A 24,119-nucleotide genomic window follows, 5' to 3' on the forward strand; every position below is an offset into this window, starting at 1 on the left:
GTCTACGTTTCGCGATCCGTGAAGGTGGCCGTACAGTAGGTGCTGGTGTTGTTGCTAAGATCTTCGACTAATTCATAGCGAATTAGCGATGCTTTCGGAAAATCTTGAATTAGATTTGACGAACCAGTAGCAAAAAGGGCATCATTTGATGCCCTTTTTCTGCACTCAACATTATTTTTGCTGTTTTCTTGTTCAGAAGTGGGTTGGGCGCAGAGCAAGATTAAGCAAAGAGGCTTAATCTTAAGAAGAGTACGCTGATTTTTTCAGCGATATGGAGTTTGCCCTGCAACAGCGGGGTTGTTGTCGTCTATATTAAGACTTGTAACAGGTTGGTTTTATGAAAGCAAATAATGCTGAAACTCCTGATAGCTCAAACGCAGCAGATACGTTTAAGTGGGTAGCCGCTTTCGTATTGGCAGCTGCCGCTGTTGTGGGTAATTACCTGTATGGTGAAATGTCTGTAGTGGTTCGTGCTGCAGGCGTTGTTGTTCTTATTGCAGCTGCCTTAGGCGTTGCAGCAACAACGACTAAAGGTAAAGCAGCGATCAGTTTTGCAAAAGAATCTCGTATGGAAGTACGTAAAGTTGTTTGGCCTACTCGCCAAGAAACCATGCAAACAACACTGATCGTTTTAGCTGTAAGTATTGTAATGGCTCTAGTGCTATGGGGTATTGACGGAATTATGGTTCGTCTAGTAGCTCTAGCAACTGGGGTATAGAGGGTTTTTATTCATGAGTGAAGCTCCAAAAAAACGCTGGTATGTGGTTCAAGCCTTCTCTGGATTTGAAGGTCGTGTAGCTCAATCTCTGCGCGAGCATATCAAAATGCACGGCATGGAAGAGCTATTCGGTGAAGTACTGGTTCCTACTGAAGAAGTAGTGGAAATGCGCGCGGGTCAGCGTCGCAAATCTGAGCGTAAGTTCTTCCCAGGTTACGTCCTTGTTCAGATGATTATGAACGATGAATCATGGCACCTAGTACGCAGTGTGCCGCGTGTCATGGGCTTCATTGGTGGTACCTCAGACCGTCCGGCACCTATCACGGATAAAGAGGCTGACGCGATTCTTAATCGTCTTGAGAAAGCGAGTGAAGCGCCTCGTCCGCGTACAATGTACGAAGCGGGTGAAGTGGTACGTGTTAACGAAGGTCCATTTGCTGACTTCAACGGTACTGTTGAAGAAGTGGATTACGAGAAGAGCCGCCTGAAAGTGTCTGTATCGATCTTTGGTCGTGCGACACCAGTTGAGCTTGAATTTGGTCAGGTTGAAAAGCTGGACTAAGACTCTTCGTTAAAGAGTATAAAAAATCACCTTTTTAGGGTTGTATAAGGCGCGGATTATGACTATAATTTCGCGCCTTTTTACTTCAAGTGAAGTAAAAAGTTTCTTACACAAACGGGGAGCTGATCCGCGATTAGCGTTTGTACCCAAACTTAGGAATTATCATGGCTAAGAAAGTTGAAGCTTACATCAAGCTACAAGTTGCTGCTGGTATGGCTAACCCTAGTCCACCAGTAGGTCCTGCACTAGGTCAACACGGTGTGAACATCATGGAATTCTGTAAAGCGTTCAACGCAAAAACAGAATCTATTGAGAAAGGTCTACCAACTCCAGTAGTTATCACAGTATACAGCGACCGTTCTTTCACGTTCGTAACTAAGACTCCACCTGCTGCTGTTCTTCTTAAGAAAGCTGCTGGCGTTAAGTCTGGTTCAGGTCGTCCAAACACTGAAAAAGTTGGTACTGTAACTGACGCTCAAATCCAAGAAATCGCAGAAACTAAAGCTGCTGATATGACTGGTGCTGACATCGAAGCGATGAAGCGTTCTATCGCTGGTACTGCTCGTTCAATGGGCCTAGTGGTAGAGGGTTAATAAGATGGCAAAACTAACTAAGCGCATGCGCGTAATCCGCGAAAAAGTTGACGTAACTAAAGAATACGAAATCAACGAAGCTGTTGCTCTTCTTCAAGAACTAGCGACTGCTAAATTCGTTGAGTCTGTAGACGTTGCTGTTAACCTAGGCATTGATGCTCGTAAATCTGACCAGAACGTACGTGGTGCAACTGTACTACCTCACGGTACTGGCCGCGAAATCCGCGTTGCAGTGTTCACTCAAGGTGCTAACGCTGAAGCAGCTAAAGAAGCTGGCGCAGACATCGTAGGTATGGAAGATCTTGCTGAGCAAGTTAAGAAAGGCGAAATGAACTTTGACGTAGTTGTTGCTTCTCCAGATGCAATGCGCGTTGTAGGTCAACTAGGTACTATCCTAGGTCCTCGCGGTCTTATGCCAAACCCTAAAGTTGGTACTGTAACTCCTAACGTTGCTGAAGCAGTTAAAAACGCTAAAGCTGGTCAGGTTCGTTACCGTAACGACAAAAACGGCATCATCCACACTACTATCGGTAAAGCAAACTTCTCTGCTGAGCAGATCAAAGAGAACCTAGAAGCACTTCTAGTTGCTCTGAAGAAAGCTAAGCCATCTTCAGCGAAAGGTACTTTCCTGAAGAAAGTAAGCATCTCTACTACTATGGGTGCTGGTGTTGCTGTTGATCAGGCTAGCCTGAACACTCAAGCATAATTTATTTGCTTAGGCGCAAAATTAGTGTATAATTTTGCGCCTAATATTTGTGGTTGGGGCTGAACTTTGGTTCTTTGAACTGTCTCCTAGTTCGAAATGAATTAAGACCCAGTCTCCGTCCAAGACCGTAGGTGTTTGTGTAAAAGCAAACTTAATTATCCTACGTAGATGGTGCCCGAACTGACAGAAAGCTCTATGTAATATAGTTAACTTTCTTCTGGGGAAGCACCTCAATAGCTCTCACTGTCGTGATGATAGTGAGTGGTGTAACGACAACCAGGAGTAAATCCAAGATGGCTTTAAACCTTCAAGACAAAAAAGCAATTGTTGCTGAAGTCAACGAAGCTGCCAGTGGTGCACTTTCTGCAGTTGTAGCTGATTCTCGTGGCGTTCAAGTTGGCGCGATGACTTCTCTACGTAAACAAGCTCGTGAAGCTGGCGTTTACATGAGAGTTGTTCGTAACACTCTTGCTCGTCGTGCGGTTGAAGGTACTGAGTACGAGTGTCTAACTGACACTTTCACTGGTCCTACTCTAATCGCATTCTCTAATGAGCACCCAGGTGCTGCAGCGCGTCTTTTCAAAGACTTCGCTAAAGAGAACAAAGATTTCGAGATCAAAGCTGCTGCATTTGAAGGCGCTTTAACTGACGCTGAAGTACTAGCAACACTACCAACTTACGACGAAGCAATCGCACGCCTAATGATGTGCATGAAAGAAGCTTCGGCTGGCAAGCTGGCGCGTACTATCGCAGCTATCCGCGATCAAAAACAAGAAGCAGCGGCATAAGCCTTGCTTTTTACTGGTTGCTTAATAAACTTATTGTTGACTTAAAAGAGAATTGTTATGTCTATTACTAACGAGCAAATCCTAGACGCAGTTGCAGAAATGTCTGTAATGCAAGTTGTTGAACTAATCGAAGCAATGGAAGAGAAATTCGGTGTTTCTGCTGCTGCTGCTGTTGTAGCTGGCGGCGCTGCTGCAGGCGAAGCTGCTGCTGAGCAAACTGAATTCGACGTAATCCTAGAAGCTGCTGGCGGTAACAAAGTTGCTGTAATCAAAGCAGTACGTGGCGCAACTGGCCTAGGTCTTAAAGAAGCTAAAGCTCTAGTAGACGGCGCTCCAGCACCTCTTAAAGAAGGTGTTGAGAAAGCAGAAGCTGAAGCTCTTAAAGCTCAGCTAGAAGAAGCTGGTGCAACTGTTGCTGTTAAGTAATTATTGCATAGTTTCTTAGCCTAACGGCTAATTGGCTGGTGGTTTTTTAACCACCGGCCTTTTTGCGCTGTAGGGTATAGGCGAATTTTCCCGCTGTTTAAGCGCCTGATATCCATGCAAAAAACATTTCATTCTTACGAAATGAAATGTCACTACAGTAAACAGCTATATTAGTCACTGTCCCTTACCCCCCTTAAGTAACTAGGAGCGGGCGGACAGTTTGGGTCACTTATCAGCGAGCTGAGGAACCCCATGGTTTACTCTTATACCGAGAAAAAGCGCATCCGTAAGGACTTTGGTACTCGTCCACAAGTTTTGGACATTCCATACCTGCTATCGATCCAGCTCGATTCGTTCGACAAATTTATCGAACAGGATCCTGAAGGTCAATACGGTCTTGAAGCCGCTTTCCGTTCTGTATTCCCGATTCAGAGCTACAACGGCAATTCTGAGCTGCAATACGTTAGCTACCGTCTTGGTGAGCCAGTTTTTGACGTTAAAGAATGTCAAATCCGCGGTGTAACTTACTCAAAGCCACTACGTGTAAAACTACGCCTAGTTATCTTTGATAAAGACGCGCCAGCAGGTACTGTAAAAGACATTAAAGAACAAGAAGTCTACATGGGTGAAATTCCACTCATGACAGACAATGGTACCTTCGTAATCAACGGTACCGAGAGGGTTATCGTATCCCAGCTGCACCGAAGCCCAGGCGTGTTCTTCGACAGCGATAAGGGTAAGACCCACTCTTCAGGTAAAGTTTTATACAACGCACGTGTTATTCCTTACCGTGGTTCATGGCTTGATTTCGAGTTTGATCCTAAGGATAACTTGTACGTTCGTATCGACCGCCGTCGTAAGCTACCAGCATCGATCATCCTTCGAGCACTAGGTAAGTCGACAGAAGAAATCCTAGATATCTTCTTCGAGAAAGTGAACTTCGAAGTGAAAGACCAAACTCTATTGATGGAGTTGGTTCCTGATCGTCTACGTGGTGAAACTGCGTCATTCGACATCGAAGCAAATGGTAAAGTTTACGTTGAGCAGGGTCGTCGCGTAACAGCTCGTCATATCCGCCAACTAGAAAAAGATGGCGTTGATCACATCGAAGTACCAGTTGAGTACATCGTTGGTAAAGTTGCATCTAAAGATTACATCAATGAAGCAACTGGCGAGATCATTGTTAACGCTAACCAGGAAATCAGCCTGGAAGCATTAGCGAACCTATCTCAGGCAGGCCACAAAGCGCTAGAAGTTCTATTTACGAACGATCTAGACCACGGTCCATTCATGTCAGAAACACTACGTATCGACAGCACGGTTGATCGTATTTCTGCATTGGTAGAAATCTACCGCATGATGCGCCCTGGTGAGCCGCCAACAAAAGAAGCTGCAGAAGCTCTATTCGAAAGCCTATTCTTCTCTGAAGAGCGTTACGATCTATCGACTGTTGGTCGTATGAAGTTCAACAGCTCTATCGGCCGTGAAGATGCTCAAGAGCAAGGCACACTTGATGAAACTGATATCATCGAAGTGATGAAGAAGCTGATCGCGATCCGTAACGGTAAGGGCGAAGTGGACGATATCGACCACCTAGGCAACCGTCGTATCCGTTCTGTAGGCGAAATGGCTGAGAACCAGTTCCGTGTAGGTCTAGTACGTGTTGAGCGTGCAGTTAAAGAGCGTCTAAGCCTAGGCGATCTTGACGCAATCATGCCTCAAGACTTGATCAACGCGAAGCCAATTTCTGCGGCAGTTAAAGAATTCTTTGGCTCTTCACAGCTTTCACAGTTCATGGACCAAAACAACCCGCTATCAGAAGTAACGCACAAGCGTCGTATTTCTGCTTTGGGTCCTGGCGGTCTAACTCGTGAACGTGCTGGCTTCGAAGTACGTGACGTACACGTAACTCACTACGGTCGTCTATGTCCTATCGAAACGCCTGAAGGTCCAAACATCGGTCTGATCAACTCTCTATCTGCGTTTGCGCGTTGTAACGAGTACGGTTTCCTAGAGACACCATACCGTCGTGTTGTAGATGGCGTAGTAACAGACGAAGTAGATTACCTATCTGCAATCGAAGAAGGCCAATTCGTTATCGCACAGGCGAACGCTAAGCTAAACGAAGATGGTACTTTTGCAGATGAGCTGATCACAGCTCGTCAGAAAGGTGAATCTGGTCTACACCCTCGTGAGCACGCTCAGTACATGGACGTTGCGACAAACCAGGTTGTGTCTATCGCTGCATCGCTTATCCCGTTCCTAGAACACGATGATGCGAACCGTGCATTGATGGGTGCGAACATGCAACGTCAGGCAGTTCCAACACTGAAAGCTGACAAACCGCTTGTTGGTACTGGTATTGAACGTAACGTAGCAGTTGATTCAGGTGTAACTGCAGTTGCTAAACGTGGTGGTGTAATCCAGTCAGTAGATGCTTCTCGTATCGTTGTTAAAGTTAACGAAGAAGAGCTAGTACCAGGTGAAGCTGGTATCGACATCTACAACCTGACTAAATACACACGTTCTAACCAGAACACATGTATTAACCAACGCCCATGTGTGATGCCAGGTGAGCCTGTATCACGCGGTGACGTTCTTGCTGATGGTCCTTCAACAGACCTTGGTGAACTAGCGCTTGGTCAAAACATGCGTATCGCGTTCATGCCTTGGAACGGTTACAACTTCGAAGACTCGATCTTAGTATCTGAGCGCGTAGTTCAAGAAGACCGTTTCACGACTATCCACATCCAAGAACTGACTTGTGTGGCGCGTGATACTAAGCTTGGTTCTGAAGAGATTACAGCGGATATTCCAAACGTAGGTGAGTCTGCTCTATCTAAACTAGACGAGTCAGGTATCGTTTACATCGGTGCTGAAGTTAAGGGTGGCGACATCCTAGTTGGTAAAGTAACACCTAAAGGTGAAACTCAGCTAACGCCTGAAGAGAAGCTACTACGTGCAATCTTCGGTGAAAAAGCATCTGACGTTAAAGATACTTCACTACGTGTACCTAACTCTGTATCAGGTACGATCATCGACGTTCAAGTCTTTACTCGCGATGGCGTAGAGAAAGACAAGCGTGCGCTTGAAATCGAACAGATGCAGCTTAAAGAAGCGAAGAAAGACCTAACTGAAGAATTCCAGATTCTTGAGGGCGGCCTTCTAAACCGTGTTAAAGCTGTATTGATTGAAGGCGGTTACTCTGAAGCGAAACTAGACACAACTGATCGTAAGAAGTGGCTAGAACTAACGCTAGAAGATGACGCACTACAAACTCAGCTTGAGCAACTTGCTGAGCAGTGGGATGAGCTAAAAGCCGACTTCGATAAGAAGTTCGAAACTAAGCGTCGTAAGATCACTCAAGGTGATGACTTAGCACCTGGTGTACTGAAGATCGTTAAGGTTTACCTAGCGGTTAAACGTCGCATTCAGCCTGGTGATAAGATGGCGGGTCGTCACGGTAACAAGGGTGTAATCTCTAAGATCAACCCTGTTGAAGACATGCCTTACGATGAGAAAGGTCAGCCTGTAGACATCGTACTTAACCCACTGGGTGTACCTTCGCGTATGAACATCGGTCAGATCCTAGAAGTACACTTAGGTCTGGCAGCGAAAGGTATCGGTGACAAGATCAACCAGATGGTTAAAGAGCAGCAAGAACTAGCGAAATTCCGCGAGTTCCTACAAAAAGTTTACGATCTAGGCGACACTCGCCAGAAAGTAGACATTGCTTCTCTATCTGATGATGAAGTACGTACTCTGATCAAGAACTTGCGTGGCGGTCTACCAATCGCGACTCCTGTATTTGATGGCGCTCCAGAAGAGTCAATCAAAGCACTTCTTGAGCTAGCAGATCTACCAACATCAGGTCAGTTAACACTGTTTGATGGTCGCACAGGTGATGCGTTTGAGCGTCCTGTAACTGTTGGTTACATGTACATGCTGAAACTGAACCACCTTGTTGATGACAAGATGCACGCTCGTTCAACTGGTTCGTACAGCCTAGTAACTCAGCAACCACTAGGTGGTAAAGCTCAGTTCGGTGGTCAGCGTTTCGGTGAGATGGAAGTATGGGCACTAGAAGCATACGGTGCTGCTTACACGCTACAAGAAATGCTAACGGTTAAGTCGGATGACGTTAACGGCCGTACTAAGATGTACAAGAACATCGTAGACGGTAACCACAGCATGGAACCTGGCATGCCAGAATCGTTCAACGTACTGTTGAAAGAGATCCGCTCGCTAGGTATCAACATCGAGCTAGAAGACGAAGAGTAATCCTTTTCTCTCTTGATGAAAGTCGAGAGAATCAAAGCGATTATTTGGAAGAAGGTGCTCACTTTAGCGAGTGAGCTCCTTTTAACTCCTTACAGGAGCTGATTGTGAAAGACTTATTAAACTTTCTAAAAGCACAGCATAAGACCGAAGAATTTGATGCAATCAAAATCGGTCTATCTTCACCAGACATGATCCGTTCATGGTCTTTCGGTGAAGTTAAAAAACCTGAAACGATCAACTATCGTACGTTCAAACCTGAACGCGATGGTCTGTTCTGTGCGCGTATCTTTGGTCCAGTTAAAGACTACGAATGTCTTTGTGGTAAGTACAAGCGCCTGAAGCACCGTGGTGTTATCTGTGAGAAGTGTGGTGTAGAAGTTACACAAACTAAAGTTCGTCGTGACCGTATGGGCCACATTGAACTGGCTTCACCAGTAGCTCACATCTGGTTCCTAAAATCGCTACCGTCTCGTATCGGTCTACTAATGGATATCCCTCTACGTGATATCGAACGCGTTCTGTACTTCGAAATGTACGTAGTAACAGAGCCTGGTATGACTGATCTAGAAAAAGGTCAGATGCTTACTGAAGAAGAGTATCTAGATCGTCTAGAAGAGTGGGGCGACGAGTTCACTGCTAAGATGGGTGCGGAAGCTATCAAGGACCTACTAGGTTCTATGGATATGCACGCTGAAGCAGAACAAATGCGTGAAGAGTTAGAGACAACAAACTCTGAAACTAAGCGTAAGAAAGTAACTAAGCGTCTTAAGCTGGTAGAAGCGTTCATCGCATCGGGTAACAACCCTGAGTGGATGATCCTAACTGTACTTCCAGTACTTCCGCCAGATCTACGTCCTCTAGTACCTCTAGATGGCGGCCGCTTTGCGACTTCTGATCTTAACGATCTATACCGTCGTGTGATCAACCGTAACAACCGTTTGAAGCGTCTTCTAGAGCTAGCGGCTCCGGACATCATCGTACGTAACGAAAAACGTATGCTGCAAGAGTCTGTTGATGCTCTACTAGATAACGGTCGTCGTGGTCGTGCGATCACAGGTTCTAACAAGCGTCCTCTGAAATCTCTTGCTGATATGATCAAGGGTAAACAAGGTCGTTTCCGTCAGAACCTTCTAGGTAAACGTGTAGACTACTCTGGCCGTTCTGTAATCACAGTAGGTCCATACCTGCGTCTACACCAGTGTGGTCTTCCTAAGAAGATGGCACTTGAGCTATTCAAACCATTCATCTATAGCAAGCTAGAGACTCGTGGTCTTGCGACTACAATCAAAGCTGCTAAGAAAATGGTAGAGCGTGAAGAAGCGGTCGTTTGGGATATCCTAGACGAAGTAATCCGTGAACACCCAGTACTATTGAACCGTGCACCGACACTTCACCGTCTAGGTATCCAGGCGTTCGAACCAGTACTGATCGAAGGTAAAGCGATTCAGCTACACCCACTTGTTTGTGCGGCGTACAACGCGGACTTCGATGGTGACCAAATGGCGGTTCACGTACCTCTAACTCTAGAGGCACAACTTGAAGCTCGTACTCTGATGATGTCGACAAACAACATTCTGTCGCCAGCGTCAGGTGATCCGATCATCGTACCTTCTCAGGACGTTGTATTGGGTCTGTACTACATGACTCGTGAAAAGATCAACGTGAAAGGTGAAGGCATGTACCTTTCTGGCCCAGAAGAGGCTGAGAAAGCATACCGCACTAAACAAGCTGAGCTTCACGCACGCGTTAAAGTACGTATTACAGAAACTGTTGTAGACGAAGACGGCAACAGCACTACAGAAACCAAGATGGTAGACACCACTGTTGGTCGTGCAATGCTATGGCAAATCGTGCCAGCTGGTCTACCGTACAGCATCGTTAACCAAAAGCTAGGTAAGAAGCAAATCTCTAACCTACTTAACGAGGCGTACCGTAAACTAGGTCTGAAAGACACAGTAATCTTCGCTGACCAAATCATGTACACAGGTTTCGCATACGCGGCACTTTCTGGTGTATCTGTTGGTATCGACGATATGGTTGTACCAGCAGCTAAGTACACTGAAATCGCAGAAGCGGAAGAAGAAGTACGTGAAATCCAGGAACAGTACCAATCAGGTCTTGTTACTGCGGGCGAACGCTACAACAAAGTTATCGATATCTGGGCATCGACCAACGACCGTGTTGCGAAAGCAATGATGGAAAACCTTTCATCTGAAACGGTAGTTAACCGTGACGGTGAAGAGGAACAGCAAGAGTCATTCAACAGCATCTATATGATGGCGGACTCGGGCGCTCGTGGTTCTGCAGCACAGATTCGTCAGCTTGCGGGTATGCGTGGTCTGATGGCGCGTCCAGATGGTTCAATCATCGAAACGCCGATCACAGCGAACTTTAAAGAAGGTCTAAACGTACTTCAGTACTTTATCTCAACGCACGGTGCTCGTAAGGGTCTTGCGGATACGGCACTGAAAACAGCGAACTCGGGTTACCTAACTCGTCGTCTAGTAGACGTTGCTCAAGACGTTGTTGTAACTGAACATGACTGTGGCACTCACGAAGGTGTCGACATGATGCCTCACATCGAGGGTGGTGATGTTAAAGTTGCACTTTCTGAGCTTGCTCTTGGTCGTGTTGTTGCTGAAGACGTACTAAAACCTGGCACTGAAGACGTTCTTATTCCACGTAACACCCTGATCGATGAGAAGTGGTGTCAAATCATGGAAGAGAACTCAGTAGACAGCATGAAAGTGCGCTCTGTAGTAACGTGTGATTCTGACTTCGGTTGTTGTGCACAATGTTACGGTCGTGACCTAGCACGTGGTCACCTAGTGAACCAAGGTGAAGCAGTGGGTGTTATTGCTGCTCAGTCTATCGGTGAGCCAGGTACACAGCTAACGATGCGTACGTTCCACATCGGTGGTGCGGCATCGACAGCAGCGGCAGAGAACAGTGTTCAAGTTAAGAACAACGGTTCTATCAAGCTACACAACGCTAAATCTGTATTGGCTGATGACGGTAAGATCGTTATCACTTCTCGTGCGACAGAGTTAACTATCGTTGATGAGTTTGGTCGTACTAAAGAGAAGCACAAACTGCCTTACGGTACGCTACTAAGCAAAGGCAATGGTGATACAGTTCAAGCTGGCGAAACAGTTGCAAACTGGGAAGCGCACACACTACCTATCATTACTGAGGTAGCAGGTCGCATCCAGTTCGTAGATATGATCGACGGCGTAACAGTATCTCGTCAAACGGATGACTTAACTGGTCTATCTTCAAGCGAAGTAACTGACCCAGCAGCTCGCCCTTCAGCAGGTAAAGATATGCGTCCAGCTATCAAACTTGTTGACGAGCAAGGTAACGATGTAATGATCCCTGGTACTGATATGCCAGCTCACTACTTCCTACCTGGTAAAGCGATTGTGAACATCGAAGATGGCGCAGCAGTAGGTGTTGGTGCAACACTAGCACGTATTCCTCAGAAGTCTGGCGGTAACAAAGATATCACCGGTGGTCTTCCACGAGTTGCTGACCTATTTGAAGCACGTAAGCCGAAAGAGCCTGCAATCCTTGCTGAGCACACAGGTACTGTGAGCTTTGGTAAAGAGACGAAAGGTAAACGTCGCCTAGTGATCACACGTGAAAGCGGTGAAGCTTACGAAGAGATGATTCCTAAGCATCGTCAGTTGAACGTATTCGAAGGTGAAAAAGTTGAACGTGGTGATGTGATCGCAGATGGTCCAGAGTCTCCACATGACATCCTACGTCTACGTGGCGTACACGCGGTAACGCAGTACATTGCTAACGAAGTACAGGAAGTTTACCGTCTACAAGGCGTTAAGATTAACGATAAGCACATTGAAACTATCGTTCGTCAGATGCTACGTAAGTGTACTATTACCCACTCTGGTGACTCTGAGTTCCTACCTGGTGAACAGATTGAGTACTCACAAGTTAAGATTGCTAACCGTAACCTAGAAGCTGAAGGCAAAGAGCCTGCACGTTTCGAACGTGAACTACTAGGTATTACTAAAGCATCTCTAGCGACTGAGTCGTTCATCTCTGCGGCATCGTTCCAGGAGACAACTCGCGTACTAACAGAAGCTGCGGTTTCTGGTAAGCGTGATGACCTACGTGGTCTGAAAGAGAACGTAATTGTTGGTCGTCTGATCCCAGCTGGTACTGGTTTCGCATACCACCAAGAGCGTCAAGCTAAACGTTCTGAAGCGCAAGATGGTCCTTCTGCTGAGCAAGCAACGGATAACCTAGCGGCACTTCTAAACGCTGGTTTCTCTTCTGAAGAGTAAGTCATATAACGAGTAATCGTTAAAAGCTTAAGAAAAAGGCACCTTCGGGTGCCTTTTTAGTTTTTTATACTGCTTTGTTCTTCCGGTGGGATTTTCGATAAAGCTAGAAACAAAAAAGACCGACGATGATCGTCAGTCTTTTCTCTCAATCTATTTCTAAATGTTTGCAAATACTAAGCCCCAGGTGGCATAGACAGGCTTTCTGCGATTTGCTGTATCAGATAGTCCTCGACTTCAAAGCGAGTCTCAAGAATTTCCCCAATGAGACACATATCAGAATCGAAATCATTTAATTCATCATCTTCAGTCACTTCTGAGTACTTATCGTTAAAGTTCAATAATGGTTCAGTCGTTAGAACAATTTGACCATAGGTTTGATTGATCTCATTAGTCACGACAAAGCCGGTTGCTTTCCAACGGTCCATAACCATGTCATAAATTTTAAAGTGGCCTTCGGAAATGTAATCAACGAGGTGCTGACAGAAATCCTGCAGTTCGGAAGGAGATGGGAGTTCAATAACATTGGTTTTCGAACAAGGTTGCAGCGCTGCAAGCTTACAATATTCAACAATCAGGGATTGTCGTGTCTCTAACCAGTGATCAATGACATCACTTGAGCCACCCCACTGGTCTTGTGTTTGTTTGAATTTTCTTAGCATGACCATGCCCTCATGATCTGATCGCCCATCGGCGAACGTATCCTTTGCAAAGCAAAGTTAGTAAAGTTATTACAAACTCTTGTCCTTACTAGAATTTAGAGTGCACATTTACTTAACGATAAACTCTAGTATGAAATTAGATTGCCAGTAAAATGAACGAACTTCAAGCAAAGGGATGGTGTAATGTTAAGAAAAGGTGATGTTAACCGCGCGATAAATGCATACTGGTGTGTTGTTGCAGGAAGTGAAATTTGGCTGGTGGATGGTGCTGTGCCCTTCGGGTCTGCAGAGCAGTTATCACTGCCAGTAACGAGTGCAAGACCCATTGGTGAGTATTCTGGTTCGCCCGTCATGTGGCTTAACTTGGCCGATTTAGAGCATGATCTACCTTTAGTATCCCTGCGTGACTGCCTGCATTTTCCTGAGCCATTATTTATGTTGTTAAGTAAAGCTGTGCAATATGGGCACATGACGCAAAGTTTGCGCTTTTGTCCACAGTGCGGAGGAAGAAACTTTCTTAATAATAACCAGTTAGCCATGCAGTGTGGTGAATGTCGCACCCTTCATTATCCTAGAATATTTCCGTGTATTATCGTTGCTGTACGTAAAGAAAATCAGATTTTATTAGCCCAACATCCAAGGCATCGAAATGGTATGTATACGGTTATTGCTGGCTTCTTAGAAGTCGGTGAGACATTAGAAGAGTGCGTGGCTCGAGAAATTCATGAAGAAACGGGAATTCTCGTTAAAAATATTCGTTACTTTGGCAGCCAGCCTTGGGCTTTCCCATCCAGTATGATGATGGGGTTTTTAGCTGATTATGAATCCGGAGAGTTAAGCCCAGACTACACTGAGCTGTCTGATGCACAATGGTTTGGTATCGACGAGATGCCGCCTGTTGCGCCTAAAGGAACGATTGCAAGAGCACTTATCGAGCAGACGCTGAAAGATATAGACACTAATTATCTGATAAATAGATAAAAAAAACCCTCCGAGAGGGAGGGGGTAAGTAAGATGTCGTTATGAGATGCTGAGTACTAAGTACTCAGTTTATAATTGTAGTTTTCGCTAGCGAACAAATTTTTAACACTGATACCGATTGGGTGCAAATTAAGCATTGATTTAAAAGTTAATAACTTGATCCAGGTTGCAAAGCACACAGCTATTGGACTTAAATCAGTGATAGAATACCCCCTTTCACAGAAAGCCTAACAGTTGGAATTACGGAATGACTGAATTAAAAAATGATCGTTATCTGCGTGCGCTTTTAAAAGAGCCGGTAGATTACACGCCAGTATGGATGATGCGCCAGGCAGGTCGTTACCTACCAGAATACAAAGCGACTCGTGCAGAAGCGGGTGATTTCATGTCTTTGTGTCGAAATGCAGAATTAGCATCCGAAGTGACACTTCAACCATTACGCCGTTTTCCTCTTGATGCCGCGATCTTATTCTCGGACATCTTAACGATTCCAGATGCAATGGGGCTTGGTTTGCGTTTTGCTGCGGGTGAAGGACCTGTTTTTGATAACCCAATTACATGCAAAGCCGACGTGGAAAAAATTGGTTTGCCAGATCCTGAAGGTGAACTGCAATACGTAATGAACGCAGTACGCCAGATCCGTAAAGACCTGAAGGGTGAAGTGCCGCTGATTGGTTTTTCTGGTAGTCCTTGGACTCTTGCGACGTACATGATCGAAGGTGGTAGCTCTAAAGCGTTTACCAAGATCAAGAAGATGATGTACGCGGAACCACAAACTCTGCACCTACTTCTAGATAAGCTGGCAGACAGCGTTATCGAGTACTTAAACGCGCAAATTAAAGCGGGTGCGCAATCGGTAATGGTATTTGACACATGGGGTGGCGTACTAACGCCTCGTGATTACAATCTGTTCTCACTGCAATACATGCACAAGATTGTAGATGGTCTGATTCGTGAAAACGACGGTCGTCGCGTGCCAGTCACACTGTTTACTAAGAATGGCGGCATGTGGCTTGAGCAAATCGCAGCTACGGGCTGTGATGCGGTTGGTCTAGACTGGACAATCAACATTGCAGACGCGAAAGCACGTATCGGTGATAAAGTGGCGCTGCAAGGTAACATGGACCCATCAATGCTTTACGCTTCACCAGAGCGTATCCGTGAAGAAGTCGCGGGTATTCTAGAAGGTTTTGGTGATGCAGGTACTGGTCATGTGTTCAACCTAGGTCACGGTATCCATTTGGATGTGCCGCCAGAAAACGCGGGCGTATTTGTGGAAGCGGTACACGAGCTATCTAAGCCATACCACAAGTAAGTTAGATCTTTTGAAATCAAATGCCGGCATTCAGTGCCGGTATTTTTTGCCTAAAATTCATTTTTTCTATCTGAGACTCAAGGCTGTACAGCTCTAGTAGTATTTGGCCTACCATGATCTAATTACTACTCTAGCTGTACATTAGACATTAAAATTTAATATAAACAAATACTTATAATTTCTGGTTTTATGTTCTAATTTTCTTGTACAGATAAACAAGCAATTAGATCATGGGTAACCTAAAGCATCGAGTGAACGCGTTTTTTAAGGTATGGTACGACGTCAGATTCAAACCAAGGATTCTTCTTTAACCACAATGTATTGCGTGGAGATGGGTGAGGGAGCGGGATAAAGTCCGGTTCCCAATCTTGCCATTGCTGAACGGTTTGCGTGAGCGTCTTTGGTTTGTTGGTGAGATAGTACTGCTGCGAGTACTGACCAATTAGTAGAGTGAGCTCTATATTGGGCAGCTGCTCAAGAATCTTTTTATGCCAAGTGGGCGCACATTCTTTACGAGGCGGTAAATCACCAGAGTTCCCTTTGCCTGGATAACAGAATCCCATTGGGACAATGGCAATTTTATTTGGGTCGTAGAAAACGTCTTTGTCGATATCGAGCCATTGGCGTAATCGATCACCACTTGGGTCATTCCAAGGTATCGAGGTTTTGTGTACACGTGTGCCAGGGGCCTGACCGATGATTAGGATGCGTGCCCCTTTTGCTGCTTGCACGACAGGGTTTGCACCCAAAGGTAAGTTATCCGCGCAGATCTGGCAGGCCCTCACTTGCTGCAATAGCTCGTCTAACGACATTCTTAGTAACCCTTTTCGAAATCCACTTGATAATTTAATGAAAACCCATCGCGCCAGCGTAGATAGTTGTCAGCAAAAATCTCGATGACTTGCTCGGGAAAACTCAGCGCAGCAATGTGTGGAGTGATGGTGACTTGCGGTAGTTTCCAAAATGGATGCTCTACCGACAACGGTTCTTGATCAAACACATCTAAGAAGGCGTGTTCTACCCAACGGTTTTTCAGAGCGAAGAGCAACCCTGCCTCATCCAGTACGTCGCCACGACCTACGTTAAACAATAACGCCTGATTTAGTTGGCTGAGCGTTTGACGATTAAGTAACTGTCGCGTCTCAGGTGTACTTGGTAGAGTATTCACAACGATGTCGGCTTGCTCAAATGCCTTACTTAGTTCATTGATATGAAAGGTCTGATGAAACTCGCCGCCTGGAGTAGGGATACCTGTGCGGTTAATACCGATAGTTTTTATCCCCATTGCTTTAGCGGCGTTGCCCAGATAGCCCCCAATGCTACCGGTACCAAGAATTACCATGGTTTTACTTTTTAATGACGTGTACAGGTGAGGCTGCCATTGTTTGTTTTGTTGCTGCTGGTGGTATCGGGCAAAGTGGCGGTAATGGGCAATACTGTAACCCAAAACATATTCAGCAATCAGTGGACCAAAGATGCCTCGAACGTTAGTTAGAGTATAGTCCTGACGAAGGCTAGGGGATGTTAAGGCGTTGACACCAGCAAACGTGGATTGTACCCATTCAAGCTGTGAAAACTCGTCTAAGCTTTGTGATAGTAAGGGTGGATCCGCTAGTACGATCTGAGCGGCTTCTGGTTGGTCGGTGAGGCAAAGATCGGGCAGATTTTTCTCTGCCAGTAACGTTTTGTAGGTGTCGCGATGCTCTGAGAGCAGGAAAATCTGATTTGAATGCGGCATTAACTTTTTTCCCTGTGATGAATCAAGTACACTTTCGCTGTTTTTTTCTTCAATGATTGAGTGACTATGCTTAAGAATCCTCTTCAGGTTCGTTTAGAAAAACTAGAACCTTGGCAACAAATTACCTTTATGGCGTGTCTGTGTGAACGCATGTATCCAAACTATGCGATGTTTTGTGAGAATACAGAATTTGCTGACCCGCGTGCTTACCGAGCGATTCTTGATAGTGTATGGGAAATTTTGACAGTTAAGAACGCGAAAATTAACTTCGAACGCCAATTAGAGAAGTTAGAAGAATTGTTCCCAAGTGCGGATGAGTTCGATTTTTACGGCGTTTACCCAGCGATGGACGCGTGTCAGGGTTTGTCTACGTTACTGCATGGTCTATTGGATCGCGACTACCTTTTCGATTCAATGCTTAAAGTGAGCCAACAGTCGGTACAAACCGTTGCTGACCTAGAGCAAGCGCAAGGTGCAGAGCCAATCACCAACGACAACCAGAAAGAAAACGAAGCCGTATGTGAAGAGTGGGACGTCCAGTGGGCTATCTTCCGTCCGCTGCGTGAAGCGGTAGAACGTGACATCAGCTTGATTAAAGATTTGCGCGAAGAGCTACGTGAGGAAGGTGTGAGCAACATCGGTATTGCACTTTAATCGTTGAATAAATAGAAAAAGGCATCCTAACTGGATGCCTTTTTTTGTGCGTTTAAGCTGTTATACCTAGAGCTGATTACGATTCTTTCGAGTCAGGTTTCGGTGGCTCTTGAGCTTCTGGCTCTTTATCCTGCTTCTCCAGCTCGTTATCTTCTTCATCGTCATCGCGGCTTTCGATTACGCCGTGCATTTCTTTCCAGCTTTCCCAGCGTTGGTAAGCCAGCTCCTGCATGTCAGTGCTTTTATCTGCTTCGTCGATGATCTCCTCGCCTACGAGGTGTTCAAAAATATCTTCCAACGTTACCAAACCTAGCACGGTACCGTATTCATCAACAACAAGTGCCAGCTGTAAGCGATGAGTCATCATCTGGTCGAATACTTTAGGTAAAGTGGTATTGTTTAGCACCACTTGAATTGGGCGCATGATTGCTCCCAACTGTTTCTGTCCACAACCTGATTGTTGTAGTTTGAACAACTCAAGGCGATGCACAAAACCAATGATGTTATCTTTCTGTTCGCTGTAAACCAATGGGCGTGAGAAAGGCGTATCTTTGTGTTTTTCTAGGAACTCATTGATGGTCATTGTGGCATCGACACGGAATACTACTGGTCGTGGCGTCATAACCTGCGTTACGGGTACATCTTGGATGCCAAGCAAGTTGCTTAAGATTTTTGATTCACCCTCGGCAAATTCACCGCTTTCACGTGCCAGAATCGCCATTGCAGACAGCTCATCACGCATCTTTGGAGCTTCGTGGTTACGAGCAAGACGCTTGGTGATTTGCTCTGAGAACCAAACAAAGGGTGTAAGCGCCCATACCATCCAACGCAATGCGACCGCGGCAGTGGGTGCCAACTGGCGCCAGTAGGTCGCGCCAATCGTCTTCGGTACGATTTCTGAAAGCACTAAGATCGCCAATGTCAGCACTGCCGAAAAGATACCTAATGCTTCGCTACCAAATACAACCGCAGCTTGTGCACCAGCAGTGGCAGCGCCGATAGTGTGAGCGATGGTGTTTAAAGTCAGAATAGATGCCAGTGGTCGGTCGATATCTGATTTCAGCTTAGCCAATTGCCCAGCTGCGGGATGCCCCTGTTGATTGAGCTGCGCAATGTAGCTCGGACTGATACTCAGCAGTACCGCCTCCAGCACCGAACAGATAAACGAAATGCCGATTGCAATAGAGATATAAATGGATAACAGCAGCATAGTTGCCCTTGAATGTAGTTTGATAGTGGTTATTTGCAGCTATTATAACCGCAAAAGTGACTTATAAATTGGTCCAAATACCTTGGAAAGCAAGGGTTTTCAGGGGGTATGTGGTAACAAATTGTGAGTTATTACTCATATTATGGCTAAAAGTACGTCAGAAAATCGAAAGATCGCTTACAAACCTTTGCCAGATGGGGCATTTATGTTTTAGAGTGAGACGAATTCGATAACCTATGAGAAGGGAAACCTAATGAACAAGACCCAATTAATCGACTTTATCGCAGAGAAAGCAGACCTATCAAAAGCACAAGCAAAAGCTGCTCTTGAAGCGACTCTTGATGGTGTAACTGGCGCACTTAAAGAGGGTGACCAAGTTCAACTAATTGGTTTTGGTACATTCAAAGTAAACCACCGCGCTGCACGTACTGGTCGTAACCCTAAGACTGGTGACGAGATTCAAATCGCAGCAGCTAACGTACCAGCATTCGTAGCAGGTAAAGCGCTGAAAGAATCAGTAAACTAAGTTAGAATGCACCGAGGTATCCTGCCTCGGTGCAATTTCATGAAAAAACATCTACTCACTTCACTTCTCCTATCTAGCCTTACCCTTTTTGGCTGTTCATCGGTTGAAACTCCTAATTTAGAACAATTCACGCATTTTTCTGGTGGTAAAGTTGCGGGAGATGCTAGCAGCTTGTACTGGATGACAGAGAAACTCACTCGTGTGAGTACGGCGGCTGATTATGTGACTATGGGGGACAATGGTTGGTTCAAGAGTGATTATCGCTGGGATGAAGGTGAGTTGCGAGAGTTGATTCGAAAAGGCGAGCAAGTTGATACCAAACAAGAGTTGGTGCCTTTTCAAATCCACATCCGTTTCAATAAAGATGGCGAAGCGGTTTACCAACAATATCGTGTTAACCGTAAAGTCTTACCACTCCAGCATGACCAATTAGAGCGCTACAAAGCAGAAGCGAATGACGTAGTGGCATCGGTTAAGGCGCAGTCTCGTAACAATCAGAGCCTTATTCAAGGTTATTGGGATGGTCAATCGTTTGAAACCTGCAAAGGTAAGGTGTTCTCGACACTCGAGTTTAATCAGACGCTGCCAAAATTTATTATCGAGCGTCTCTCATCGGTAGACAGTTATGTGGTTTTTGTCGGCAAGCAGTCACGAAACAAAGCAATGGTCGATGAACTGTTGATGCTCAATGACGATGACTTTGATTGTGTTTCTCGGCCAAAGTTGATCTCTGAATAAACATTGCTTCGAATTCTGTCGAACAAGAACAATAAAAAAGGCGCTGAGTGCGCCTTTTGTTTTTTAGCCAACTTATGTTGTTTTTATTTGTCTTGCTCACGTGCAATTGCACGGTAGCCGATATCGTTGCGATGGAACATGCCATCCCAACTGATCTGTTTTGCAAGCTCGTAAGCACGCTGCTGCGCTTCTGATACGCTGTTGCCAAGTGCGGTTGCACAAAGAACACGACCACCGTTTGTCACGATGTCGCCATCTTTGTTATCTGTACCTGCATGGAAGACTTTTTCGCCTTCAATTTCAACTTGTGGCAGACCCGAAATTACGTCGCCTTTGTTGTATGCAGCTGGGTAACCACCGGCTGCTAACACGATACCAATCGATGCTCGTGGATCCCACTTCGATTCCGCTTGATCCAGTTTCTCGTCGATTGCCGCTAGGCACAGATCAACAAGATCCGATTCCATGCGCATCATGATAGGTTGTGTCTCAGGATCACCGAAGCGGCAGTTGTACTCGATCACTTTCGGAGTGCCGTCTTTGTCGATCATCAGACCCGCGTATAGGAAACCAGTGTAAGGGTTACCTTCAGCAGCCATGCCGCGTACCGTTGGGTAAATCACTTCTTCCATGATGCGGTTGTGGATTTCTTGTGTCACCACTGGAGCAGGAGAATATGCACCCATGCCACCGGTGTTAGGACCAGTATCTTTGTCGCCTACGCGTTTGTGGTCTTGGCTGGTGGCCATTGGCAGAACGTTCTCACCATCCACCATCACGATGAAGCTTGCTTCTTCACCATCTAGGAACTCTTCGATAACGACACGACTACCAGCATCACCAAATGCGTTGCCTGCTAGCATGTCTTTGATTGCGTCTTCCGCTTCTTCTAGCGTCATTGCCACAATCACGCCTTTACCAGCAGCAAGGCCGTCGGCTTTCACCACGATCGGTGCACCTTGCTCACGCACGTAAGCAAGAGCTGGCTCGATTTCAGTGAAATTCGCGTAGGCACCCGTTGGGATTTGGTGACGAGCAAGGAAGTCTTTAGTAAACGCTTTAGAGCCTTCAAGCTGCGCTGCGGCTTGGGTAGGACCAAAGATTGGTAAGCCCGCTTCGCGGAACGCATCCACCACACCAATAACCAGCGGTGCTTCTGGGCCAACGATAGTCAGTTCAATCGCCTTCTCTTTGGCGAAAGCAACAAGGCCAGCGATGTCTTCTACATCGATGTTTACGTTCTCTAGTTTTGGCTCTAGTGCTGTACCTGCGTTGCCTGGAGCAACGAAGATAGTCTCAACATTTGGGTTTTGTGCCGCTTTCCAACCTAGCGCATGTTCACGACCGCCTGAACCAATGATTAAAACTCGCATATGAAAATCCTTAATCTTATAAATACCGTTTGCTCAAACTCAGATATTTCGCAAAGACCTGAGTATGGCCTCTCTAATTCAATGGGACGAGGACAAGGCGACAAGTGAACTTATTCCTATGAGCATAGTATGCTATGTGATTAGGATAAGTGAACGCCGTCAACGCAGTTATCGTCCCAGTGAAGACGAGAGGATTAGTGGCGGAAGTGACGCATACCGGTAAAGATCATCGCCATGCCGTGTTCGTCTGCCGCTGCGATAACTTCGTCATCACGCATAGAGCCACCTGGTTGGATAACGCACTTGATGCCCGCTTCTGCAGCCGCGTCGATGCCGTCACGGAATGGGAAGAATGCATCTGATGCCATTACACAACCTTCAACCTGTAGACCTTCGTCTGCAGCTTTGATGCCTGCGATTTTCGCAGAGTAAACGCGGCTCATTTGGCCAGCACCTACACCGATAGTCATGTCGCTTTTCGAGTAAACGATCGCGTTAGATTTCACGTATTTCGCTACTTTCCAGCAGAACAGTGCATCTTTTAGCTCTTCTTCTGTTGGCTGGCGCTTAGAAACCACTTTTAGGTCGTCTAGGCTTACCATGCCTTGGTCGCGGTCTTGAACCAGTAGACCGCCATTCACGCGTTTCACGTCAAAGCCAGTTGTCTTCGTTGTCCATTCGCCACACTCAAGTAGACGTACGTTCTTCTTCGCGGCAACCACTTCAATCGCTTCAGCAGAAACAGAAGGTGCGATGATCACTTCAACGAATTGACGCTCAACAATAGCGGTTGCTGTTTCAGCATCCAGTTCTTGGTTGAATGCAATGATGCCGCCGAATGCAGATGTTGGGTCAGTTTGGTAAGCACGGTTGTACGCTTCTAGGATGTCTTTACCTAGAGCAACACCGCATGGGTTTGCGTGTTTTACGATTACACATGCTGGCTCGTTGAACTCTTTCACACATTCAAGCGCTGCGTCCGTGTCTGCGATGTTGTTGTAAGAAAGGGCTTTACCTTGGATTTGGCGAGCAGTAGAAACGGATGCTTCTTGTGGGTTTGCTTCAACGTAGAATGCGGCTGCTTGGTGGCTGTTCTCACCGTAGCGCATGTCTTGCTTCTTCTCGAACTGTTGGTTGAACGTACGAGGGAATTTGCTCTCTTCATCACCGTCTTTGTTCTCACCGTAAGATGGAACCATAGTGCCGAAGTAGTTTGCGATCATGCCGTCGTAAGATGCTGTGTGCTCGAATGCTGCGATAGCTAGGTCGAAACGAGTTTCGAGAGTGAGAGATTTGTCGTTTGCGTCCATCTCTGCAATTACGCGGCCGTAATCACCTGCGTTAACAACGATAGTCACGTCTTTGTGGTTTTTCGCTGCAGAACGAACCATGGTTGGGCCGCCGATATCGATGTTTTCAACAGCGTCGGCTAGTGTACAGCCTTCTTTGGCAACGGTTTCTGCGAATGGGTATAGGTTTACGACAACCATATCGATAGGGTTGATGCCGTGCTTTTCCATCACGTCATCATCTTGGCCACGACGACCAAGCACACCACCGTGAACTTTTGGGTGAAGCGTTTTAACGCGGCCGTCCATCATTTCTGGGAAACCAGTGTAGTCAGAGACTTCAGTTACGGCGATGCCTTGTTCGGCAAGTAGGCGAGCTGTACCACCAGTAGATAGGATATCGACACCGCGCTCAGCAAGAGCTTGCGCAAACTCAACAATACCTGTTTTGTCTGATACGCTGATAAGCGCACGGCGAATAGGACGAGCGTTATTCATGCTTCCATTTTCCTCAAATTCACGGAGTTAAAGATGTTTGCCAAAAATGAACTTGTTTTTACCTCTTGGGGTAAAATATTGGCCAGTTTTGGTAAAGACCTTTGCAGGGTGTTTTCTGGTTAGAAAACAGTCTCCACATTTGATGGCGCGTATTCTAACCAATTTATTACAAAAAAGCTCGCGCAATCGTTTGGCATCTCAAAAATAATTGCAAAAAAGTCGTTCTTTAGCTTTAAAAGTAACGAGATAGTTAATAGGGAAAGTTATGTTTCAGATAGGTGAACTGGCAAAACGTTGTGGTGTGACTGCCGATACATTGCGTTTCTACGAGAAAAACGCGCTAATAAAACCCGCAGGGCGAAGCGAATCAGGCTACCGCTTGTATGATGAAGAGAATCAAAAGCAGGTGCACTTTATCCTCAAAGGTAAAGATCTTGGCTTGAGTCTGGATGAAATTAAAGACCTGTTAGAAATTAAGTTAGAAGCGACAGAACACAGCTGTGCAGAGGTAAAAGCCATTACTTCTGCTAAGTTAGAGCTGATTGATGGGAAAATTAACGAGCTGACGAAAATTCGCCGAGCTTTGAAGAAGATTAATGATGCTTGTTGTGGTCATACAGACGATGACGCCACACATTGCTCTATCCTCGCAGCACTTGAGTAGTCTCATTCTTGCATCACTTAACTTAAGTTTGCATTTTTGGCGACTTGCTTTTCTAGGTACACGCTGCTTTCCCACCTATAATCTTGCCTTTAG

20 protein-coding genes and 1 pseudogene are annotated in these 24,119 nt (G+C 45.9%); 15 read left to right on the plus strand and 6 right to left on the minus strand.

All coding sequences use genetic code 11. The annotated features are described in order from the left end of the window. The 9 genes and pseudogenes from R7E38_RS22050 to rpoC all read left to right on the plus strand — a co-directional run. Positions 1–71, plus strand: a pseudogene (locus tag R7E38_RS22050) (elongation factor Tu); the annotation flags it as partial. A gap of 266 nt (positions 72–337) precedes the next feature. Next, the gene (gene secE / locus R7E38_RS22055; protein ID WP_005384680.1) at positions 338–718 is read left to right on the plus strand and encodes a preprotein translocase subunit SecE; all 381 of its coding nucleotides are present in this window, start codon (positions 338–340) and stop codon (positions 716–718) included. Between the two features lie 13 nt (positions 719–731). Next, positions 732–1,280: a transcription termination/antitermination protein NusG gene (gene nusG, locus R7E38_RS22060; RefSeq protein ID WP_005384681.1), complete on the plus strand. Its 549-nt coding sequence runs from the start codon at positions 732–734 to the stop codon at positions 1,278–1,280. A gap of 164 nt (positions 1,281–1,444) precedes the next feature. Next, positions 1,445–1,873: a 50S ribosomal protein L11 gene (gene rplK, locus R7E38_RS22065; RefSeq protein ID WP_005384682.1), complete on the plus strand. Its 429-nt coding sequence runs from the start codon at positions 1,445–1,447 to the stop codon at positions 1,871–1,873. 4 nt (positions 1,874–1,877) lie between these two features. Then, complete coding sequence (gene rplA, locus R7E38_RS22070; RefSeq protein ID WP_005384683.1) at positions 1,878–2,579, plus strand: 50S ribosomal protein L1; 702 nt, start codon at positions 1,878–1,880, stop codon at positions 2,577–2,579. 293 nt (positions 2,580–2,872) lie between these two features. Continuing rightward, positions 2,873–3,367 (plus strand): 50S ribosomal protein L10, encoded by a 495-nt coding sequence (gene rplJ, locus R7E38_RS22075; RefSeq protein WP_005382538.1) that lies wholly within the window; start codon positions 2,873–2,875, stop codon positions 3,365–3,367. Positions 3,368–3,424: 57 nt separating this feature from the next. Next, the gene (gene rplL, locus R7E38_RS22080) at positions 3,425–3,793 is read left to right on the plus strand and encodes a 50S ribosomal protein L7/L12 (protein WP_005382540.1); all 369 of its coding nucleotides are present in this window, start codon (positions 3,425–3,427) and stop codon (positions 3,791–3,793) included. A gap of 252 nt (positions 3,794–4,045) precedes the next feature. Next, positions 4,046–8,074 carry a DNA-directed RNA polymerase subunit beta gene (gene rpoB / locus R7E38_RS22085; RefSeq protein WP_005384685.1) on the plus strand — a complete coding sequence of 1,343 codons (4,029 nt, stop codon included), beginning with the start codon at positions 4,046–4,048 and terminating at the stop codon, positions 8,072–8,074. 104 nt (positions 8,075–8,178) lie between these two features. Continuing rightward, positions 8,179–12,381 carry a DNA-directed RNA polymerase subunit beta' gene (gene rpoC, locus R7E38_RS22090; RefSeq protein WP_318082108.1) on the plus strand — a complete coding sequence of 1,401 codons (4,203 nt, stop codon included), beginning with the start codon at positions 8,179–8,181 and terminating at the stop codon, positions 12,379–12,381. A 173-nt stretch (positions 12,382–12,554) separates the two neighbouring features. Here the strand turns inward: rpoC and R7E38_RS22095 are convergent, their stop codons facing one another. Continuing rightward, the gene (locus R7E38_RS22095) at positions 12,555–13,046 is read right to left on the minus strand and encodes an Rsd/AlgQ family anti-sigma factor (RefSeq protein ID WP_005382515.1); all 492 of its coding nucleotides are present in this window, start codon (positions 13,044–13,046) and stop codon (positions 12,555–12,557) included. A gap of 177 nt (positions 13,047–13,223) precedes the next feature. Between R7E38_RS22095 and nudC the strand changes: the two genes are divergently transcribed. Further along, positions 13,224–14,021, plus strand: a complete 798-nt coding sequence (gene nudC / locus R7E38_RS22100; protein WP_054575543.1) for an NAD(+) diphosphatase — start codon at positions 13,224–13,226, stop codon at positions 14,019–14,021. A gap of 247 nt (positions 14,022–14,268) precedes the next feature. Continuing rightward, positions 14,269–15,336, plus strand: a complete 1,068-nt coding sequence (hemE, locus tag R7E38_RS22105) for a uroporphyrinogen decarboxylase (protein ID WP_005384692.1) — start codon at positions 14,269–14,271, stop codon at positions 15,334–15,336. Between the two features lie 239 nt (positions 15,337–15,575). On the opposite strand, the gene R7E38_RS22110 is transcribed toward hemE, so the two are convergent. Together R7E38_RS22110 and R7E38_RS22115 are read right to left on the minus strand one after the other, a co-directional pair. Then, positions 15,576–16,148 (minus strand): uracil-DNA glycosylase family protein, encoded by a 573-nt coding sequence (locus R7E38_RS22110; protein ID WP_005382518.1) that lies wholly within the window; start codon positions 16,146–16,148, stop codon positions 15,576–15,578. 2 nt (positions 16,149–16,150) lie between these two features. Next, the gene (locus tag R7E38_RS22115; protein ID WP_005384694.1) at positions 16,151–17,074 is read right to left on the minus strand and encodes a D-2-hydroxyacid dehydrogenase; all 924 of its coding nucleotides are present in this window, start codon (positions 17,072–17,074) and stop codon (positions 16,151–16,153) included. 66 nt (positions 17,075–17,140) lie between these two features. Here R7E38_RS22115 and R7E38_RS22120 point away from each other — a divergent pair, with 66 nt between their 5' ends. Then, positions 17,141–17,728, plus strand: a complete 588-nt coding sequence (locus tag R7E38_RS22120) for a YjaG family protein (RefSeq protein ID WP_005382520.1) — start codon at positions 17,141–17,143, stop codon at positions 17,726–17,728. A 76-nt stretch (positions 17,729–17,804) separates the two neighbouring features. On the opposite strand, the gene R7E38_RS22125 is transcribed toward R7E38_RS22120, so the two are convergent. Beyond that, positions 17,805–18,938 carry a hemolysin family protein gene (locus R7E38_RS22125; RefSeq protein WP_065275607.1) on the minus strand — a complete coding sequence of 378 codons (1,134 nt, stop codon included), beginning with the start codon at positions 18,936–18,938 and terminating at the stop codon, positions 17,805–17,807. A gap of 253 nt (positions 18,939–19,191) precedes the next feature. Between R7E38_RS22125 and hupA the strand changes: the two genes are divergently transcribed. After that, positions 19,192–19,464 carry a nucleoid-associated protein HU-alpha gene (gene hupA / locus R7E38_RS22130; RefSeq protein WP_005382524.1) on the plus strand — a complete coding sequence of 91 codons (273 nt, stop codon included), beginning with the start codon at positions 19,192–19,194 and terminating at the stop codon, positions 19,462–19,464. A 39-nt stretch (positions 19,465–19,503) separates the two neighbouring features. Continuing rightward, positions 19,504–20,202, plus strand: coding sequence for a DUF1481 domain-containing protein (locus tag R7E38_RS22135; RefSeq protein ID WP_054702609.1), 699 nt, complete (start codon positions 19,504–19,506; stop codon positions 20,200–20,202). Between the two features lie 83 nt (positions 20,203–20,285). On the opposite strand, the gene purD is transcribed toward R7E38_RS22135, so the two are convergent. Both purD and purH read right to left on the minus strand, forming a co-directional pair. Next, positions 20,286–21,575 (minus strand): phosphoribosylamine--glycine ligase, encoded by a 1,290-nt coding sequence (gene purD, locus R7E38_RS22140; RefSeq protein WP_170897653.1) that lies wholly within the window; start codon positions 21,573–21,575, stop codon positions 20,286–20,288. 194 nt (positions 21,576–21,769) lie between these two features. Then, entirely contained in the window at positions 21,770–23,362 is a 1,593-nt protein-coding gene (purH, locus tag R7E38_RS22145) for a bifunctional phosphoribosylaminoimidazolecarboxamide formyltransferase/IMP cyclohydrolase (RefSeq protein WP_064368843.1), read from the minus strand. 265 nt (positions 23,363–23,627) lie between these two features. On the opposite strand from purH, the gene zntR reads away from it, so the two are divergent. Next, complete coding sequence (gene zntR, locus R7E38_RS22150; RefSeq protein ID WP_005382529.1) at positions 23,628–24,026, plus strand: Zn(2+)-responsive transcriptional regulator; 399 nt, start codon at positions 23,628–23,630, stop codon at positions 24,024–24,026. Positions 24,027–24,119 lie beyond the last annotated feature (93 nt).

The organism is Vibrio sp. Vb2131 (assembly GCF_033338535.1).
In the GTDB taxonomy this organism is placed as follows: domain Bacteria; phylum Pseudomonadota; class Gammaproteobacteria; order Enterobacterales; family Vibrionaceae; genus Vibrio; species Vibrio alginolyticus.

Excerpts from the sequence above, each read along its gene's own strand:
- nudC (WP_054575543.1), top strand. The coding sequence starts at position 13,224 with ATGTTAAGAAAAGGTGATGTTAACCGCGCGATAAATGCATACTGGTGT.
- R7E38_RS22110 (WP_005382518.1), bottom strand. The coding sequence starts at position 16,148 with ATGTCGTTAGACGAGCTATTGCAGCAAGTGAGGGCCTGCCAGATCTGC.
- rplL (WP_005382540.1), top strand. The coding sequence starts at position 3,425 with ATGTCTATTACTAACGAGCAAATCCTAGACGCAGTTGCAGAAATGTCT.
- R7E38_RS22115 (WP_005384694.1), bottom strand. The coding sequence starts at position 17,074 with ATGCCGCATTCAAATCAGATTTTCCTGCTCTCAGAGCATCGCGACACC.
- rplJ (WP_005382538.1), top strand. The coding sequence starts at position 2,873 with ATGGCTTTAAACCTTCAAGACAAAAAAGCAATTGTTGCTGAAGTCAAC.
- R7E38_RS22120 (WP_005382520.1), top strand. The coding sequence starts at position 17,141 with ATGCTTAAGAATCCTCTTCAGGTTCGTTTAGAAAAACTAGAACCTTGG.
- rpoB (WP_005384685.1), top strand. The coding sequence starts at position 4,046 with ATGGTTTACTCTTATACCGAGAAAAAGCGCATCCGTAAGGACTTTGGT.
- secE (WP_005384680.1), top strand. The coding sequence starts at position 338 with ATGAAAGCAAATAATGCTGAAACTCCTGATAGCTCAAACGCAGCAGAT.
- purH (WP_064368843.1), bottom strand. The coding sequence starts at position 23,362 with ATGAATAACGCTCGTCCTATTCGCCGTGCGCTTATCAGCGTATCAGAC.
- hupA (WP_005382524.1), top strand. The coding sequence starts at position 19,192 with ATGAACAAGACCCAATTAATCGACTTTATCGCAGAGAAAGCAGACCTA.
- purD (WP_170897653.1), bottom strand. The coding sequence starts at position 21,575 with ATGCGAGTTTTAATCATTGGTTCAGGCGGTCGTGAACATGCGCTAGGT.
- rplK (WP_005384682.1), top strand. The coding sequence starts at position 1,445 with ATGGCTAAGAAAGTTGAAGCTTACATCAAGCTACAAGTTGCTGCTGGT.
- R7E38_RS22095 (WP_005382515.1), bottom strand. The coding sequence starts at position 13,046 with ATGGTCATGCTAAGAAAATTCAAACAAACACAAGACCAGTGGGGTGGC.
- R7E38_RS22125 (WP_065275607.1), bottom strand. The coding sequence starts at position 18,938 with ATGCTGCTGTTATCCATTTATATCTCTATTGCAATCGGCATTTCGTTT.
- zntR (WP_005382529.1), top strand. The coding sequence starts at position 23,628 with ATGTTTCAGATAGGTGAACTGGCAAAACGTTGTGGTGTGACTGCCGAT.
- nusG (WP_005384681.1), top strand. The coding sequence starts at position 732 with ATGAGTGAAGCTCCAAAAAAACGCTGGTATGTGGTTCAAGCCTTCTCT.
- R7E38_RS22135 (WP_054702609.1), top strand. The coding sequence starts at position 19,504 with ATGAAAAAACATCTACTCACTTCACTTCTCCTATCTAGCCTTACCCTT.
- hemE (WP_005384692.1), top strand. The coding sequence starts at position 14,269 with ATGACTGAATTAAAAAATGATCGTTATCTGCGTGCGCTTTTAAAAGAG.
- rplA (WP_005384683.1), top strand. The coding sequence starts at position 1,878 with ATGGCAAAACTAACTAAGCGCATGCGCGTAATCCGCGAAAAAGTTGAC.